General features: G+C 53.3%; 20 protein-coding genes. 2 read left to right on the forward strand and 18 right to left on the reverse strand.

Going from position 1 to position 17,948, the window contains the following annotated elements; translation table 11 throughout:
- Positions 1-10 precede the first annotated feature (10 nt).
- The 7 genes from hisA to moaB form a co-directional block, all read right to left on the reverse strand.
- Positions 11-757 carry a 1-(5-phosphoribosyl)-5-[(5-phosphoribosylamino)methylideneamino]imidazole-4-carboxamide isomerase gene (hisA, locus tag ACH5Y9_RS18760; protein ID WP_445367153.1) on the reverse strand — a complete coding sequence of 249 codons (747 nt, stop codon included), beginning with the start codon at positions 755-757 and terminating at the stop codon, positions 11-13.
- A gap of 68 nt (positions 758-825) precedes the next feature.
- Positions 826-1,467: an imidazole glycerol phosphate synthase subunit HisH gene (gene hisH, locus ACH5Y9_RS18765; RefSeq protein WP_445367154.1), complete on the reverse strand. Its 642-nt coding sequence runs from the start codon at positions 1,465-1,467 to the stop codon at positions 826-828.
- A 47-nt stretch (positions 1,468-1,514) separates the two neighbouring features.
- Positions 1,515-2,108 carry an imidazoleglycerol-phosphate dehydratase HisB gene (hisB, locus tag ACH5Y9_RS18770; RefSeq protein ID WP_445367155.1) on the reverse strand — a complete coding sequence of 198 codons (594 nt, stop codon included), beginning with the start codon at positions 2,106-2,108 and terminating at the stop codon, positions 1,515-1,517.
- 49 nt (positions 2,109-2,157) lie between these two features.
- Positions 2,158-4,800 (reverse strand): aminopeptidase N, encoded by a 2,643-nt coding sequence (gene pepN, locus ACH5Y9_RS18775; RefSeq protein WP_445369905.1) that lies wholly within the window; start codon positions 4,798-4,800, stop codon positions 2,158-2,160.
- Between the two features lie 3 nt (positions 4,801-4,803).
- Positions 4,804-5,352, reverse strand: a complete 549-nt coding sequence (locus ACH5Y9_RS18780) for a phosphate-starvation-inducible PsiE family protein (RefSeq protein ID WP_445367156.1) — start codon at positions 5,350-5,352, stop codon at positions 4,804-4,806.
- Complete coding sequence (locus ACH5Y9_RS18785; RefSeq protein WP_415880812.1) at positions 5,353-5,724, reverse strand: DUF423 domain-containing protein; 372 nt, start codon at positions 5,722-5,724, stop codon at positions 5,353-5,355.
- Positions 5,724-6,245, reverse strand: a complete 522-nt coding sequence (gene moaB, locus ACH5Y9_RS18790; RefSeq protein WP_445367157.1) for a molybdenum cofactor biosynthesis protein B — start codon at positions 6,243-6,245, stop codon at positions 5,724-5,726. The genes ACH5Y9_RS18785 and moaB overlap by 1 nt, the downstream gene beginning before the upstream one ends.
- A 154-nt stretch (positions 6,246-6,399) precedes the next feature.
- Here moaB and ACH5Y9_RS18795 point away from each other — a divergent pair, with 154 nt between their 5' ends.
- Positions 6,400-7,485, forward strand: a complete 1,086-nt coding sequence (locus tag ACH5Y9_RS18795) for an AI-2E family transporter (RefSeq protein WP_033158579.1) — start codon at positions 6,400-6,402, stop codon at positions 7,483-7,485.
- A 126-nt stretch (positions 7,486-7,611) separates the two neighbouring features.
- Positions 7,612-7,977 (forward strand): Rieske (2Fe-2S) protein, encoded by a 366-nt coding sequence (locus ACH5Y9_RS18800; protein ID WP_445367158.1) that lies wholly within the window; start codon positions 7,612-7,614, stop codon positions 7,975-7,977.
- 75 nt (positions 7,978-8,052) lie between these two features.
- Here ACH5Y9_RS18800 and ACH5Y9_RS18805 read toward each other — a convergent pair whose 3' ends face one another.
- From ACH5Y9_RS18805 to ACH5Y9_RS18855, 11 genes are all read right to left on the reverse strand, one after another.
- Positions 8,053-8,520, reverse strand: a complete 468-nt coding sequence (locus tag ACH5Y9_RS18805; RefSeq protein ID WP_033158577.1) for a CBS domain-containing protein — start codon at positions 8,518-8,520, stop codon at positions 8,053-8,055.
- 165 nt (positions 8,521-8,685) lie between these two features.
- Positions 8,686-9,189 carry a YgjP-like metallopeptidase domain-containing protein gene (locus ACH5Y9_RS18810; protein WP_445367159.1) on the reverse strand — a complete coding sequence of 168 codons (504 nt, stop codon included), beginning with the start codon at positions 9,187-9,189 and terminating at the stop codon, positions 8,686-8,688.
- A gap of 25 nt (positions 9,190-9,214) precedes the next feature.
- Entirely contained in the window at positions 9,215-9,490 is a 276-nt protein-coding gene (locus tag ACH5Y9_RS18815) for a DUF5710 domain-containing protein (protein WP_445367160.1), read from the reverse strand.
- Positions 9,491-9,645: 155 nt separating this feature from the next.
- A complete protein-coding gene (locus ACH5Y9_RS18820) occupies positions 9,646-9,795 on the reverse strand; it encodes a hypothetical protein (RefSeq protein WP_165385908.1) in 150 nt (49 codons plus the stop codon).
- A gap of 137 nt (positions 9,796-9,932) precedes the next feature.
- On the reverse strand, positions 9,933-10,724 hold the full coding sequence (locus tag ACH5Y9_RS18825; RefSeq protein WP_445367161.1) for a sterol desaturase family protein: 792 nt from the start codon (positions 10,722-10,724) through the stop codon (positions 9,933-9,935).
- Complete coding sequence (locus tag ACH5Y9_RS18830) at positions 10,724-11,407, reverse strand: TIGR04283 family arsenosugar biosynthesis glycosyltransferase (RefSeq protein ID WP_445367162.1); 684 nt, start codon at positions 11,405-11,407, stop codon at positions 10,724-10,726. The genes ACH5Y9_RS18825 and ACH5Y9_RS18830 overlap by 1 nt, the downstream gene beginning before the upstream one ends.
- 93 nt (positions 11,408-11,500) lie before the next feature.
- Positions 11,501-11,782: an antibiotic biosynthesis monooxygenase gene (locus tag ACH5Y9_RS18835; RefSeq protein WP_101051474.1), complete on the reverse strand. Its 282-nt coding sequence runs from the start codon at positions 11,780-11,782 to the stop codon at positions 11,501-11,503.
- 15 nt (positions 11,783-11,797) lie between these two features.
- Complete coding sequence (locus ACH5Y9_RS18840) at positions 11,798-12,274, reverse strand: cupin domain-containing protein (protein ID WP_445367163.1); 477 nt, start codon at positions 12,272-12,274, stop codon at positions 11,798-11,800.
- Positions 12,275-12,332: 58 nt separating this feature from the next.
- A complete protein-coding gene (gene murI, locus ACH5Y9_RS18845; RefSeq protein ID WP_445367164.1) occupies positions 12,333-13,175 on the reverse strand; it encodes a glutamate racemase in 843 nt (280 codons plus the stop codon).
- A 28-nt stretch (positions 13,176-13,203) separates the two neighbouring features.
- Entirely contained in the window at positions 13,204-13,830 is a 627-nt protein-coding gene (locus tag ACH5Y9_RS18850) for a glutathione S-transferase family protein (RefSeq protein ID WP_445367165.1), read from the reverse strand.
- A gap of 135 nt (positions 13,831-13,965) precedes the next feature.
- Positions 13,966-17,928, reverse strand: coding sequence for a CHASE domain-containing protein (locus ACH5Y9_RS18855; protein WP_445367166.1), 3,963 nt, complete (start codon positions 17,926-17,928; stop codon positions 13,966-13,968).
- Positions 17,929-17,948 lie beyond the last annotated feature (20 nt).

The raw sequence follows: 17,948 nt of genomic DNA on the forward strand, positions 1-17,948 counted from the left end.
CAGCATTAGCTCAGACATCTGCTCCGCCGAAAGACTCGGCCAGTTTTTCGCCTTCGGCAAAATCCAGCGTACCTTCGTAGATGGCCCGGCCGGTGATGGCTCCCATGATGCCTTCGTGGGCTACTTCACCCAACGCGCGAATGTCGTCCAAATTAGTAATGCCACCGGAGGCAATGACCGGGATGTGCACCGAGCGCGCCAATTTGGCGGTCGCTTCGACATTGACGCCTTGCATCATGCCATCACGGGAAATATCGGTATAGATAATGGCCGCGACGCCGTTGGACTCAAATTTTTGCGCCAGATCGATCACATCGTGGCGGGACAGTTTCGACCAGCCGTCGATCGCTACTTTGCCGTCTCTGGCGTCCAGGCCGATGATGATATGACCGGGAAACTCAATCGATACGTCGCGCACGAAATGCGGTTCGCTGACGGCCTTGGTGCCGATAATCACATATTGCACACCGGCCTCTAAATAGGCCTGGATGGTGTCTTCGTCACGGATACCGCCGCCGATTTGCACCGGCACCTCGGGATAAGCCTGGACGATGGCGTTAATAACCTGGGCATTTTTCGGTTTACCGGCGAAGGCGCCGTCCAGATCGACCAGATGCAATCTCTTCGCCCCTGCTTCAACCCAACGCCCGGCCACAGCCACCGGATCGTCGGAGAATACGGTATCGTCTTCCATACGACCCTGGCGCAAACGGACACATTTTCCTTCCTTCAAGTCAATTGCGGGTATCAGCAACATATTTAAATCTCGACAGTTAAAACACTAAATCTAAAGGTTAGTAAAGCCAACATCTAAGGGTTGGGGAGTTACGCGGTTCCATCCCACGCCAGGAAGTTTTGCAATAGCTGCAATCCGACAGTCTGGCTTTTTTCGGGATGAAATTGCACGGCAAACATATTGTCTTTTGCCAGTGCGCAGGTAAAGGCTTGTGGATAATCGGCCGTCGCAGCGCTGTGGCGCACATCGTCCGGCGCTGCATAATAGCTGTGTACGAAATAAAAGCGGCTATGATCCGGGATGTCGTGCCAAAGCGGATGCGGGTTTTGCTTAACCTGATTCCAGCCCATATGCGGGATTTTCAAGACATTGCCTTCGGCATCCAACATGTGATCGGTAAAACGGCGCGCATGACCGGGGAATATATTCAGACAAGCGATGCCGTCGTTTTCCTCGCTGTCGGTCAGCAAGGCCTGCATACCCAGGCAGATGCCCAGAAAAGGCTTGCTTTGCGCTACTTCACGGATCACATCCGCCAAACCACTCTCGTTCAAGGCTTGCATACAATCACGTATCGCGCCGACCCCCGGAAACACGACGCGATCGGCCGCGCGGATCAACGAGGCTTCGGCGGTTATTTGTACGTTTACCCGGCTATCGGCATGTTGAAGCGCTTTGGCAATGGAATGCAGATTTCCCATTCCGTAATCGATAACGGCTACTGATGACATAAAACTAGAGATACAAGGTCGGGGTTTCTAGGCGAAAAGTGTGGGAATTATAGACTGCCTTTAGTCGAAGGCATGATGCCGGCCATCCGCTCGTCATGGCTAATCGCCATCCGCACGGCCCGGCCGAATGCCTTGAATACGGTTTCGGCAATATGATGCGCATTGCCGCCCTTGATATTATCGATATGCAAGGTCACGCCGGCATGATTCACAAAACCTTGAAAAAACTCTTTAAACAAATCCACGTCGAAATTACCGATGAACGCGCGTTTGAATTCCACTTGATAGAACAAGCCCGGACGGCCGGAGAAATCTACCACCACCCGCGATAACGATTCATCCAGCGGGCAATAAGCGTGACCGTAGCGGTAGATACCTTTTTTATCGCCCAGCGCTTTGGCAAAGGCTTGGCCGAGCGTAATGCCAATGTCTTCCACGCTGTGATGGGCATCGATATGCAGGTCGCCGTGCGAGACAACCTCAATGTCTATCAAGCCGTGTCTGGCTATTTGATCCAGCATGTGATCCAAAAACGGTAAGCCCGTGGTAAACGCAGCTGTGCCGTTGCCGTCGAGATTAATGGAAACTTTGATCTGGGTTTCGAGCGTATTGCGCTCAACCTGGGCGGTGCGTGGGTTCATGCTTGATGCGGATGGCTTATTTCGGCGCTAGTTTACGTGATTGTGACAACTACGCCAAACTCTTGCTGGCGATCTCATAGACATCCTTGGATAGATGTTCGGTAGCGACAATACGCTGTAATTGCTGTTTCATCAAGCCCTGCCGGGCTGCATCATAACGCCGCCATTGCGCCAATCCGGTTACCATCCGCGAGGCGATTTGCGGATTGAGGGTATTCAGCGCCAACACTTGGTCGGCCAGGAAGCGGTAGCCCTCGCCGTTTATGGCATGGAAATGCAGTGGATTGGCCTGGCTGAAGGCGCCAATCAATGAGCGCACGCGGTTGGGCGTTTTCATATCAAAAGCCGGATGTTTCATTAAAGCCTGCACAGTCGCAAAGGTATTGGGCATGCTGCTGGTCGCTTGCAAGGTAAACCATTTGTCGATAACCAGCGCTTCCTGCCGCCATTGCACGTAAAAACTATCCAGACTTCTGGCCTTGGCCGGATGGTTACTGTTGACGATGGCCGATAAGGCCGCCAACTGATCGGTCATATTCCGGGCGCTATAAAACTGCTGCTCGGCGATATGATAAACGCCCTGATTTTCCAGCTTGCTCAAATAGCTCAAGCAGGCATTTTTCAAGCGCCGCCGCCCCACCGCTCCGGCATCGAAACTACCGGATTCGTCGCGGTGATGTTGCACATACAGTTGCTTAAACTCGGCTTGCAATTGCTCCGCCAGGGTTTTTTTCACAAATTCACGGGCTTGATGAATGGCTTCAACATCAATAACCGCCATTTGCCCGGACAAATAACTTTCTTCCGGCAGCGCCAGCAACAACGCTTGATAAGACAAATCACCGCCGCTATCGGTCAACACGCTGCGATAGGCATCGACGATAACCGGCTCCAGTTGCAAAGGCCGGCCCAATTCTATCGCATCGATCAGCTTGAAAATTACCTGCACAGCCAGTTGCTGTCCCGCTTCCCAACGATTAAAGGTATCACTGTCGTGCCGTAGCAAAAACGCCAATTCTTCCGGAGTGCGTTCCATTTTCAGCGTGACCGGCGCGGAGAAACCTCTAAGCAGCGAAACAACCGGCGGTTGCGCCAGCTTATCGAAACTAAAAGTCTGCTCCGCTTCCGTAACATTCAACGTGATTTCCGCCTGACTGGAACCGTTGTAATGAATCTGCGCAGCCGAACCGTCGGCAGCCAGCAAACCCAGTTTTACCGGGATATGTAGCGGCGCTTTCACCGGTTGATTAGGCGTAGGCGGACAATTTTGTTGAATGGTCAAATGCAGTTGTTGAGATTCGGAATCGTATTGCTGGCTCACCGTCAACACCGGCGTACCGGCTTGCGAATACCAAAGTCTGAACTGCTTCAACTCCACGCCATTGGCGTCTTCCAAAGCCTTGACGAAATCCTCGCAAGTCACCGCCTGGCCGTCGTGGCGCTGGAAATATAAATCACAGCCTTTTCTGAAACCAGCCGCGCCCAGCAAGGTGTGCAGCATCCGCACTACTTCCGCACCTTTTTCATAGACGGTCAGCGTGTAGAAATTGTTGATTTCGATATAGGCTTCCGGACGAATCGGATGCGCCAACGGGCCGGCATCTTCGGCAAACTGCCGGGTGCGTAAGGCGTTGACGTCTTCGATGCGTTTCACGGCTGGCGACGTGCGGTCGCCGCTGAATTGTTGATCACGAAATACGGTAAAGCCTTCTTTTAAACTCAACTGAAACCAATCGCGGCAGGTAACGCGATTACCGGACCAGTTATGGAAATATTCATGACCGATCACGCCTTCTATGTGCTCATAATCGCTGTCGGTGGCGGTATCGGGCCGGGCCAGCACGAACTTGGTGTTGAACACGTTCAAGCCCTTGTTTTCCATCGCGCCCATATTGAAATGGTCGACCGCGACGATCATGTACAAATCCAGGTCGTATTCCAGCCCGTAGGTTTCTTCATCCCAACGCATCGCGTTTTTTAAGGACTGCATGGCGTGGTCGCATTTATCGACATTGTGCTTCTCGACAAATATCTCCAGTGCGATACGCCGATCAGTCATCGTGATGAAGTCGTCAGCCACGCATTCCAATTGCCCGGCCACCAGCGCAAACAAATAGCAAGGTTTGGCGAACGGGTCTTCCCAACTCACCCAATGCCGGTTGTTTTCCAGCTCACCCTGACCGACCTTATTGCCGTTGGACAGCAAGACCGGATATTTGCTCCTGTCCCCAGTCAAGGTGGTTTTAAACCGGCTCATCACATCCGGCCGATCCAAAAACCAGGTGATTTTCCGAAAGCCTTGCGCCTCGCATTGCGTACACAGCATGCTGCTGGACAAATACAAACCTTCCAGTGCGGTATTAGCTTGCGGATTGATGACATTTTCGATGACGATCTGAAACGGCCTATCCTGGGGCACCTCATGCACAATCAAGGCTTCCTCGCCCAGCACATACTGGCTTTGCTCCAGCAATTGGCCGTCTATCGCGATACTCACCAACTGCAACTCCTCACCGAGCAAGGTCAATGCGGCACTGCTGTCCTGGCTCTGCGGATTGCGGCGCAGACTCAAGGTCGAGCGGACCTGCGTGTGTTGCTCGTCCAAATCGAAATTCAGTTCAATCTGTTCGATCAGATATTCGGGTGGGGTGTAGTCTTTCAGGAAAACAGTTTGCGGGCTTGCATCGCGCATCATTTATCGCTCGTCTTGTTTGACAGGTTGTGGCGGTTTGTAAGAAATCAGCCAGTAAGTAAGGCCCAACGCCACGATGACCGCAGCAATGGCCGTTATGTAAGCCGGATCCAAATCCTTGAAATCCAGCATGATGACTTTTCGGGCCACGGCCATCAAGGCAGTGGCTATGACCATTTTAATCGGTAGCGTGTCGTGTTTAATGTACAACGTGATGTTGATAAATATCTCGATCGCGATCAACACAGCCATGAACGAACCAAAAATCACCAGTATGTCGGAGACCGTCAGCATCAAAAATGGTGCCGCGACCACTCGCTGATACATCACGTAGCCCACGTCCGCCACGCCCCACAAAATCACCAGCACCATCAGCACCGCCAGAATTCTGACCGCGAAATGAATTACCGCGTGCAGTACTTTGAGCATGGCGTCTTCCGGAACCGGCGGCACTTTTACTTCGTGGCTTTCCTCGCGCAAATTGCGGTTAGCGCTGGGGCGAGAAGGTGCCGGTGGCGGCACGGAAGGTCGAACGGGCGGTTTACTGTCCATCTACAACTCCTGGTTTTTCTGCCAAGCCACATAAGCCAATAAGGCCCATGCCGCTAAAAAAGCCAGGCCGCCCAACGGCGTGATCATACCCAGCCAACCGATATTCAATATCGCCAGTAAGTATAGACTGCCGGAAAACAGCACGACGCCCGCCACCAAACACCAGCCGGCCATTCGCAATAATTTATGTTCCGGTAACACTGCGATCAAAGCGAGAACCAACACGTGCCACATCTGGTAGCTTACCGCGGTTTTGTAAACATCCAGCAGATGCTCGGATAATAAATGCTTCAAGCCGTGCGCGCCGAACGCGCCCATCGCCACACCGATAAATCCGCCGACAGCAGCCAGAAACAAAAAAGGTGGACGCATCATTTCTCCAGCAGGCGCGGCATTAGTTGCACCAGATTACAAGGCCGGGTGCGGTAATCCAATTGTTCCTTGATTAAGGAATCCCAGGCAGTACGGCAAGCACCGGACGAACCGGGCACACAAAATATATAAGTGGCGTTGGCCACGCCGGCAATGGCCCGCGATTGCATCGTCGAGCTTTTGATGTCCTGGTAGGAAATCATCCGAAACACTTCGCCGAAGCCATCCAATACTTTATCCAACAGCGGTTGAATCGCTTCCGGCGTACCGTCGCGGCCCGTCACGCCGGTGCCGCCGGTGGTGATAACCGCATTGACTTGCGGATCGGCGATCCATTGACAGACGGCGGCGCGGATTTGGTAAATATCATCGGGAACGATTTTTTTGTCGATCAAGTTATGCCCGGCAGCGGTTAAACCGGTGACCAAGGTTTGCCCGGATACGTCGTCCAGTTCGGTACGAGTATCGGAGACAGTCAATACGGCGATATTAATCGGAATAAACTCTCGGGCTTGGCTCACAGTGCGGCTCCAGATAAAGGCTACCGCATTCTATGTAAAGCGCCGCCAGACAAGCAAGCGTTGTTTAATTCAACGGCTGTCATACCGGCTTAATCGATAATGCCGTAAACTCCAGATATTGATTCCAATTCAGTTAGCTGCCGCCCACTCGATCATGCCTATCCAGATTTCCCGTTACGAAAAAATCGCCAGTCTGGCAGCCTTGTGCCTGCTGCTGTTTGCCTGTTATCAGGTATTAAAACCGTTTATTTTCGATTTGTTGTGGGCGGCGATTCTGTGTTTTGTCACCTGGCCGTTGTATTTACGTTTGCGCGATTGGAAGTTGACCGCCAACTGGGCCGCCACCGCCATGGTCCTACCGATAGGCATATTGCTGCTGACGCCGTTCGTCGCCGCCACGCTGACATTTACTGAAGACATAAACCACTTGCTGCAATGGCTTAATCAAAGCCGGCATGTGTGGCCGGAACCTCCGGCTTGGCTGCAATCGTTGCCAGTAGTCGGCGACAACGCTGTTGCCGCCTGGCAAAGTGTCGGCGAAGACTCCAGCCGCCTCGTCAATCTGGCCCGGCAATATGCGCTGGGCGCCAGTAGCTGGTTGCTGCAACAAGGCATTGGCTTGGCCGGCGAACTGATGCATATGGGCCTGGCTATTTTGGTGCTGTTTTTTTTCTATCGCGACGGCGAGCATGTTGCTCAGCATGTCGTGATTGGTGTCGAACGCCTGGCCGGCGAGCGCACCCAACGCATCCTGCATATCGTCCGCTCCAGTCTGCGCGCGGTGGTATACGGCATCCTCGGCACCGCGCTGGTACAAGCACTGGCTTCTATCTTGGGTTTTGTGATTGCCGGCGTGCCTTATGCCTTTGTGTTGGGCGTGATCGCGTTCTTTTTAATGATCATCCCTGCGGCCGGCACGGTGATTTGGCTGCCCATCGCCCTGTGGTTGTTAGCTGAAGGCGAAACCGGCTGGGCGGTTTTTATCGCATTGTGGTTTTTGCTGTTCGTCGGCACCATCGACAACTGGCTGCGGCCAATTTTGATCAGCCGGGAAGTGGAATTGCCGTTCGTGTTGATCGTGTTCGGTATCTTCGGCGGGCTGTTAGCATTTGGCTTTATCGGCGTATTTATCGGCCCGACCCTGCTGGCCACCAGCTATGCCTTGGTGCTGGACTGGCTGATTCGCAATGAACAGCAGGAGCTGGACAGCCAAGCGAACACTGAAGGTAAAGACTGCTAAATACCCGCTGTCAGTTTGATTTGCCGAGTAACGCCGTCCGCTTGCTCAATTGCCGAAAATCCATCGAAAAAATACAGCATTGTGGCCCAAGGTTTGCTAGCAATCGTGGGGGGAGGATAAACAACCATGTCGGTGAAACACCCATTTGCCATCTGCCCTGCTCAACAAGTTCCCGAGCTCGGCAAATTTCCGTTTGAACTGCTCTATCGCGGCTCGCCACGCGCTGCGGTTCTGGTGCGTTTCCAAGGCGAGGTATACGCTTATCTAAACCAATGCGTCCACATGCCTAGGGCATTGGATTGTGAGAACAACAACATTTTCGACGAATCGGGACGCTATTTGCAGTGTTCCATGCACAGCATTTGCTACGACCCGGTCAGCGGCGAGTCTTTAAGCGAAATCTGCCTGGGCAAAAAACTGACCGCGCTGAAAATTAAAGAACAAGACGACTGGATTTACTTAGTGGATAAAAGAGCCGCAATTACCGATTGAGGCTTTGGCCGGGGCGAAACAATAAGCATCGCCCCATTTACTTTCAGACGGTTTGCCCAGCAAACTCATCCTACCTTAGCCGTGCGCCGCGCCTTCCTTGATCTGTTGTTCCAGCTTTTCGTGCGCGCGTTCCAATTTGGCAAACACTCTTAAAATATCAGTAGCGGACAATATGCCTACCAGTTTGTCTTTTTCCACCACCGGCAGCGCGCCGACGCGGTGTTCCGCCATCATCGCCGCCGCTTCCGACGCAGGCGTTTCCGGGGTAACGGTATAAACGCCGCGATGCATGATGTGCACGACTTTTTGCGTGACCACATGCAATTGGGTACTGTCTTTACTAGCTTCCACCGCATTGGAATTACTTTTGGGGCCCAGGGCTTTATATAAATCCCGGTCGGAAACGATACCGACCAATTTGCCTTTTTCAACCACAGGCAAGTGGCGGATTTTCTCGTAATGGATCAAAAAGAACACGCGATCGATCAGATCGTGAGGTTCGACGGTAAATACCTTGGTGGTCATTAACTCTGCTACGCGCATGCTGTTTCTCCCATAAAAATGTCTGTATAAAAGTAAGTAAATTCTGACGCAATAGTGCCACTATAGCCAGGCAAAATTAAGAAATATCGCTGCTTGATGGCTGCACACAACCATTCATTCGCGAAGCACGGCCGTAAATCCTTCGCCCGCGGCGCTTGGATCGACTCAATAAATGGTCCGGCCCAAATCCAGACAGGTCAGATAAAGCCGCATATCAAATTCCCATTGGTGATAGTCCGGCGCCATGTGCTCGCATAATTTATAAAAAGCCTTGTTATGCTGTTTTTCACGCAGATGCGCGAGCTCATGAACGACGATCATCTGCAAAAACTCCGGCGGCGCAATTTTAAAGATCGCACCGATACGAATTTCATTTTTTGCTTTTAAATTGCCGCCCTGCACCCGCGATACCACGGAATGTAAGCCCAAGGCCTGATGTAATACATCGATTTTGTCGTCGTAAACGACTTTGCTGAGAGGGTTGGATTGCCGCAGAAATTGATTTTTAAGATCCATCGTGTAGACATAAAGCGCCTTGTCGGTCTTTATATCATGCGGCCGGGGATATTTTTTCAGCAGTAGCTCGGGCAGTTTGTCGCTGTCGATCAGCGCATGCACTTGCGCGGTGATGGCGGGCGCATAGCCAGCCAGGTATTTTAACGGGCGCACAAGCTAAAACCGCGCACCGCTTGCTTCAATCCCATGGCGGCTCGTCTCCGTCATAGGCTACGAAGTTTTTATCGCTTGATCGGGTTGTGCCACCGACGACACTGTCGGCTTTTGAATTTTTCGCCTCGCCGTTGGGCAATTGCCCAAGCCCGGACTCCACCTGCCATTTGACAAACAGCGCCACGTCTTTATTGGCGGGGACATACCATTTCTTGACAGCCGCATCCCACCTGGCGCCAAGCGCTTTCGCCGCATCCTTTTCGGCATAGGGTACATTCAGATAAGTTTTCGCGTCAGCCATTTACCGCAGCCGGTCAAAGTTTAATTGCATCGCAATATTGTAAAACATTGCTTATGCAAGCGGCGCGGATAATCCAATATTACCCAGAAAACCTAACGCTGAACGCATTTATCAAAACATCTGCCGGTTCGACTACGCCGCAGAACAATCCAGTCCTACGGTTTTTTGCGGCTCGAACCCATAGTACTGGCAAAAGTGGTCGCCGCGAACAAGGCCGAGGAAACAATAAAATCGCCCGAAATAAACTCGATAACGCCGGTCACAAACACCAGCCCGGTCAAAATGTCTTTATGTAAGCGTTTCATGGTCGCTTCCCGAAGTAATTAAGGCATTTAGACTATATGCCCGCCGACATTAATTAACAATGACACTAAAAACACATTGATTAATCGCTAAAAGGAAACAACCCAATAAGCCAAACCGCAAGCCGGTTTAACTGGGCTTATCGACTGCGTAGACGGCGAAACGGCAACGCCAACAGGCCTACAAAGCCCAACTGCGCACTATCGCGAAACTCGGACAAACCTATCATCATGCCAGTTTGTGCTTCGCGCGCTTGTGGGCAATAGGTTTTGAACAATCTATCCCAACACGACAGCGAGAAGCCGTAGTTGCTGTCGGTTTCCGGTTGAAATGCAGAGTGATGAATGCGATGCATGTCGGGTGTCACTATCAAATAGCGCAAGCCGCGCTCTACCGCAGGCGGCAGGCCGACATTCCCGTGATTAAATAACGCGCAACCGTTCAATATCACTTCAAAAGCGATCACCGCGAACGGATCGGCGCCGAGTAACACCACCAGCGCGACCTTATAAAGCATCGACAGCATGATCTCCAAAGGATGAAAGCGCACGGCAGTCGTCGTATCGAAATCCATATCGCTATGGTGTACCTGATGTAGCCGCCAAAACCAGCGCCAGCGATGGGCGGCGATATGTTGGGCGTAAATGGCCAAATCCAGCAGCAGCAAACTGAGTGTTATCGACAGCCAATTCGGCATCGACAACGTATTGAATACGCCGATTTGTTGCTCGGCAGCCCAGTTCGCCGCCAGCCAGGCCGCGGCACCGATGCTGAGCCGCATCACGCCGACATTCAGAATCGCCAAACCCAAATTGACCGGCCAACGGCGGCGGCGCGTTGCCGCCAATCGCCGCTTGGGCCGCAGCCACTCCCAAGCCGCCATTAGCAAAAATATCCCCAAAAACACGCCCAAGCGCACCATTGCTTCCATCACCGTCTCCGATAATACTGCGCTGCCAGTTCATCCGGATGGGCTCCGAAAAAATACCGCAGCCGCAAGCACCACATCAATAAGATCGTTCTGAGGATACCGTGTTGTTGCCAACGCCGCGCGGCAGTGACGACCTTAGTCTTTAAACAGCAAGGTTTACCGAGCTTTTTCAGCGCCACACTGATGGCAATATCTTCCATCAAGGCAATCTCCGGAAAACCGCCCACAGCCTGAAATGCCTGACGAGTGATGAAGATGGCCTGATCGCCGGTAGCAATACCGGTCAAGCGGGAGCGCGCGTTCATCATGCCGGCAATCAATTTAAAAATGGCTTGTGGGCTGTCGAATTGCACATCAAAACGCCCCCACGACCAGCCTTGCGCGACCGCCGACAAAATTAAAGCAATAGCCTGATCCGGCAGCCGGGTATCGGCATGCAAAAACAGCAACACGTCGGCTTGGGCTTGTTGCGCACCCAGGTTCATCTGCCTGGCCCGGCCAGGCTGACTGGGCAAAATCTGATCGACCAAAGGCTTCGCAATAAGCGGGCTGACATCAAGACTGCCGCCATCGACCACCAGTAATTCGCAGCGCGGTCTCAGAGACTGCAAGGCTTGCAACGTATCGGCAAGCCGCGCCGCCTCGTTGACTACCGGAATGACAATACTAATCTGCGGTTTCATTGCGCTAGCACATCTTCGTCAGCGCTACCGATTACAGTTCGTTGCTAACAGAGGCAGCAACGCTTATACCAGTAGCATTCAGCAAGGCCGCGATTAAAGCACGCCCCGCTCTATCTCTTGCAAATAGATAAATTCCGGGGCTTTTACCCCAGCCTGCTCCCTGATTTCCACCAACTCGGGGGATTCGAAAAAGCGCCGGGCATTATCCAGCGAGGTCCAGGCAGAAAAATGCACGATATTATTGGCATCGTCGTCGTAGCGCAGCAGTTGGTAGCTGATTTCTCCGGCGCGTTTTCTGATCTCGGCGGCCTGATCGAAAATCTGCTTCCAGGCCGGATAGTCGGCGACCTCATGGATGATTAATACGTGTGGCATGCAGACTCCCGTTTTTTAGTATGGCTCGCCGTCTTTATGGGCAAAACGCCAGCTCCCGTCGACTGACATCGCTTGCAAATCGTCGTCCGGGTAAATGACTGCGTCTCCGGCCGTCCTGTCGCCAACTTCCAGATACTGTACCTCTGCGTTCGAGCGATTCAGCAACTGGTGCGCATTACCGGTGCCGGCTTTAAATCCCGCGCACATACCCGGCGCCAGCTGGGTTTCGCCTGCATCCGTCACCAATGTTGGATGGCCTTGCAATATGTAAATAAACTCGTCTTGCCGCGTATGGCTATGCCGCAACGCCGATCTGGCACCGGGTGCTAGCGTGCTTAGATTGACGCCAAAATTTGCCAGATCGAATACCTCGCCAAGGCGGCGCTTCTCCCTGCCCGCCATGCGCGAGGCAAACGGTTCCGGATACAGCGATGTGGTGCGTGGCTCGACATCTGCCGCAGACACGGCTATTGGAGTGTGTTTATCGTTCATGGTGGCCTGCAAATGGAAGATAACCGGCTCGAACGGTTTATTAAAAATCCGGTGGAGACTAGCCCAAAGCTGCCGAACCGATCTGCTTGCCCTTAGCGCTCCGCGCAAGCGCCTGAACAAGCACAGGACTACCCCAGAGCGCGGATATGATCGGGCGGGCCTCTTCGACCGCGGTGCTGGAAAAAAAGCGGATCTCTGCGGTTCGCGCACTCGGAACAGGCCTAAGATGGCCTTGCAAACGCCGCACCAGCTCTTTTGCCACGGCGGTGGCCGGGTCGATTATCGTCAGATCCGGCCCCACAATGTTCCGAATCAGCGGCGCCAGAAACGGGTAATGCGTGCAGCCTAATACGATGGTATCGGCACCGGCCAGCAGCAACGGCGACAGGTAACCGACCAAAAGCTCGCGCGTCGTATCGCTGTGCAATTGGACTTTTTCAACTTGTTCGACCAATCCGGGACAAGGCTGCAACAATATTTCAATGTCTTTACCGTAGGCCGCGCACAACCTGGCGACGCTGGGGCTGGCCAGCGTACGGCTGGTGGCCAGCACGCCGACCACTCCGGATTGGGTGGTTTGCGCCGCCGGCTTGATGGCCGGCTCCATCGCCACCACCGGCACCGAACACCACGCGCGCAGTTTTTCGATTGCGACCACGGTGGCGGTGTTGCACGCCACCACAATGGCCTTCACGCCGGCATCGAGCAGCAGCTCGGTGATCGTTGTCGCCCTATCCGCAATAAACTCCGCATCGCGGTCGCCGTAGGGCGCATAGCCGGAATCGGCCACATACAACAAGTCTTCCATGGGAAGTTCCGCACGGATGGCTCGCAGCACGGACAGGCCGCCGACGCCGGAATCGAATACGCCAATGGGTGCGTCAGTTTGCAACGCTGTCATGGATGGATGCTGTCTATTATCCAATCGATCAGACCTGGCGTTGTTGCACATATTCTTCGTTGAGACGAATGGCTTGCAGGGCTGCCGGACGGGCGTAGATGCGCGCCACATAATCCTCGAACAGCGGACGCTTGTCGATGCTGCCAAACATCATGCCCCAACCCAGCTGCGAGCCGACATACACATCCGCGGCGGTAAATTGTGCGCCGCAAATGTACGGCCCAGGCTGCAGGGCTGTTTCAACGGCCGCTAAGGTCGCCTCGTAACTACCGAAACCGACAAAGCCGCTTTTGCCCTCGGGCACTTGCCAACCCAGCGTTTTGGCGGTAACGGCCTGCTCCAGCGGACCGGCCGCGAAAAACAGCCAACGGAAATAGTCCGCGCGCGCGGGATGATTTGCGGCCGGCAGCAGATTTTTCTCCGGAAAACGATCCGCCAAATACGCGCAAATGGCGGCAGTTTCCGTAACGAACGCCGCGCCGTGTTTCAGCGCCGGCACCTTGCCCATTGGGTTGACAGCCAGATAATCGGCGTTTTTCATCGCGGCGCCGAACGCCAACCAGACCGTTTCATAAGGCTCGCCGATTTCTTCCAGCATCCAGTGAGCGATGCGCCCACGCGACTGCGGATTGGTATAAAACACCAGATCGTTCATTGTGCGTTCTCCTTGGCGGGATGTTGAACTAAAGGCAATATGGCGGCGGATTTTACACCGATAAACTGGACCGGACTCAGACGATCTTTTGGGACCGGCTATAGACACTGTTCCATCAGAAACAATATCGAGCGATTATCCCAACGGTTCCAGTGCAGCGAGTGATTCGGCCACTACCCGTTTGAACTCGGCGTAGTCGGCTTGACTTAAATTGTCCTGCTTGAGTGACATACAAAATACCATCGCGGCCTGCTCCACACGATTTGCCCCCAAGTTAGCGGCGACGCCTTTCAAACCGTGCAGCACGTCTCGCGCCTTTTGCAAATCGCGCTTCTCCAGCAAATCATCCAGCGCTATCAAGGTGCTTGCGGTGCTATTTCTGAAACTACCCAGCAACTCGCTCAAAAAGCTTTCGTCGCCATCCAGCAAATCCAGCGTGTTGCTGAAATCAAAACCGGGCAAATCTCGTAAGCAAAACGCTGAAACGTCACGCGCATTTTTAACAGGCCCGTTTACCGAAGCGCCAACCGAACCTCGACCTATCTGCTGGCACAACACCTTAACCAACTGCATCGGTTGAATCGGCTTGACCACAAACTCGTTCATACCGCTGGCCAGGCATTTGTCCCGTTCCTCTTGGGTCACGCCAGCACTCAGCGCGATAATCGGTAGCGATTGATACTCGGGGTTACGGCGGATCTGTTCGGTGGCGGCCAGGCCGCTCATCACCGGCATATGAATATCCATCAGCACTGCATCATAAGCATGCTCTGCCAGCATGGCCAAGGCGTCACGGCCGTTACCGGCAAGATCGACACTAACCCCGCATAAGGCCAAAAATTCCTGCAAAATTTTCTGATTGATAGCATGGTCTTCGGCCACCAAGATACGCATGCCCCGCAATGCGCTACCTTGATCGGCAAGAGTCTTAGACAAGCCACCGGCCTGGGTGTCGTTATCCGGCCCCGCCGCCGGCAAGTCGGCTTGCTGCGCGCTAACGCCCAGCATTAAGTCAAAACTAAAATTCGAACCCTGCCCCGGCTTACTTTCGACATGAAAATCGCTGCCCATTAGTTGCAGCAACTTTTGGCTGATGCTCAAGCCCAAGCCTGTACCACCGAAGCGGCGAGTAATCGACGCATCCAACTGACTGAAGGAATGGAACAACTTAGGCAGATCCGCTTCGGGAACGCCGATACCGGTATCTATCACGCTGAAACGCAGCTTGGCCTGAGCATCCTGCCATTCCAGCAAAGCCACTTGCAATGTGACACTGCCTTGCTCAGTAAACTTCAGCGCATTTCCCACCAGATTGGAGAGAATCTGTTGCAAACGCAACGCATCCCCCACCAAACTTAAGGGCACATCCGGCGCAACGTCTATCTTGATGTCCAGGCATTTTTCCGCGGCGTACAAGGCAAACAGATTATGCAGGTTATCCAATACGGTATTCAGGTTGAATTCGACCTGTTCGAGTCCCAGTTTACCGGCCTCCATTTTGGAGAAATCGAGAATGTCGTTGAGTATGCCGAGTAAACTGACGGAACTGCTGTAAATCTTTTGCAGATAATCCCTTACCTCAGCGGATACCGGCTTATTCAATGCCAACTGCGACAACCCAATCACCGCGTTCATCGGCGTGCGGATTTCGTGCGACATGTTCGCCAGAAACTCCGATTTGAAGGCCGCCATGCTCTCGGCGGTTTCTTTGGCTTCGATCAAGGCCTGCTCCACCCGCTTTTGCTCGCTTAGATCGCGCACCACGCTTTGTAATACCAGGTGGCCGTCCAGACTAACCCGCGCCAGCGTCACCAAAGCCGGAAAAATACGACCGTCGGCACGCTTATGCAGCCACTCGAATTCCAAGTGGCCGTTTTTGATCGCCGTAGCCATATACTCGTTCGCCAATTCTACCGAATCCCTGCCGTTTGCCTGATTTGGCGGCGAAACTTTACCGGGGTGCAAGCGGCAGAACTCGGACACAGCGTCGTAACCAAATAAATCCAAGGTGGCCTGATTACAATCCAGAAATCCGCTGCTATCGGCCATCATGACCGCATCGCTAGAACTGTTGAACAGCTTTCGATACTTCAACTCACTTTGTCGCAGCACTTCTTTATTGGCTTTGGCTTGGGTGACGTCCTCGGCAATAAACCAAATATAATCCTGATCCTCGGTACCGGCGACTTTGGTGCCGCTTAGTTGCAACGATACCGGCCGCCCTCTTTTATGGATAAACGTCGCTTCGTCCGAACCATACTGCCCGGTTCTAGCTAACCAACTTAATTGTTCGGCCAAACTCTGCTCTTTATCGGCGGATAAACTCATGTAATCGAGCCGTTGAAGTTCTTCTTCCGTATACCCGGTCATGCGTTGAAAAGCATGATTGAATTCAACGAATTTGCCGTGCACGTCCAGCAAAGCGATGCCTAACGGCGACAGCTCGTATAAGTCGCGGAGCTTTTGGCCTTTTTCCGCCAAACGAATATACGCATCCTTTAAACTTGAGTTTGCCGCATCAAGCTGAGCGGTGCGCTGATCGACCAGTGCCGCCACCATAGCCGCCCTGCCGGTGGCGGATAACAAGTACACGCTTAGTAGCATGGTAAACAGCAATCCTCCCAACAACACCAGCCACGGTAACCAGGAGGCATGCGTCGCAATGAATACGGCTTCCGGCTGGACAATCACTTCCAACAAGCGATTGCCAAAACGGATGGAATGCCTGGACTCATTAACACCGGTCGTCAATGCTTTCAGCGCTCCGTATAACGGTATAGCGTGGTTTTCCGCATCGTAATACAGTAGCGCCACGTTCATATCGTCAAGATTTAAGTCTTGCATGGCCGCCTTCACCAGGGAATCGATACGCACCACTGTAGACAAAAACCCGCTAAACGCCGGCTCCGAACTATTGGCATTAGCCAGGTATACAGGCATCATCAGCAATAAGGCTTGATTGGCTTGCCCGTCCTGCACCAGTTGAATAGGCCGGGTGACGCTGACTGCTTGGCTGGCCCTGGCTTCCGTCAGCGCTGCTCGGCGATTGGCCTCCGAATTCAAGTCAAAGCCCAGCGCCAGCTTATTGGTTGATAAAGGCTCGATAAAGGTAACGGGGAAATACTCGGTACGCTCCTGAGCCTTGATGAACTGGCGATCCGCACCTAGCTCCTTGATCGTAAAATCTTTATATCCTTCGTCGCGGATCGATTGTTCGTAAGACGCCCGCTGTTCGCTGGGGATCTGCGATACCCAGCTCAGCGCTTGAATGTGCGGATTCTGTGTCAGCACGCCATTGGCAAAAACGCCGAATTTATCCCGGTCTACCGGTCCAGCCGCTTGAAAGAAACTATTGAGCGAAAAAGACGCTTTTAACACGGCGGAAAAGTTGTCTGCCAAGGCTTTATTAACCGCGCCGGCGTTGCTGTCAAATTGCAGTTGCAGCCGACTGTCTTCCGCTCGCAAAACCAATAGAAAAGTAATGATCAGCCCGGCCAACATGGCTACCAGGGGCATAGCCACACCTACCAGCCGGGGACGCCAAAGCGCTCTTGGCTCTGCAAACAAGCAAAAAACCAAAGGCGATATGATGATGGCTCCGAGACAATCGCCTATCCACCAATTCCACCAAGCCACCAAAACATTGGCATCGGTTAAAACACCGAATCCAAGCAAGGTGCTGACCCCGACGGTGGCGGCAATCAAGCAAGTCAAAGGCCCGACTAGTAACACATACCGAAAAATGTTTTTGCCTTTATCCAGACGCGGTACGCCGGTCCCTAGAAAGCGTTGCGACAGCCAAGCACCGGTCAATGCTTGCAATGTGCTGCCGATCGCGATGCCCATCGCGACGAAGACCGTCGGCGGCGTTAATTCGCCGCTTAAATCATATCCTTGCGAGAGATTGGTCAGGAACGAGCCGCACCCTATCGCCGGCCAGATTTTCTTACCCCAGAGCAACACCGCTGCCAGCGCAATGCCGGCCGGCGGCCAAATCGGACTGGCATAGCCTGGCGGTAGGGCCAGGCGCAACCCAGCCCAACCCGCCACGGCAATCATTGCTGTCAGAAAAATAAATCGGTAAAAGCTCAAACGCATTCCTTCTCTGCCCAACAAGC

It is taken from the genome of Methylomonas sp. BW4-1 (genome assembly GCF_052474385.1).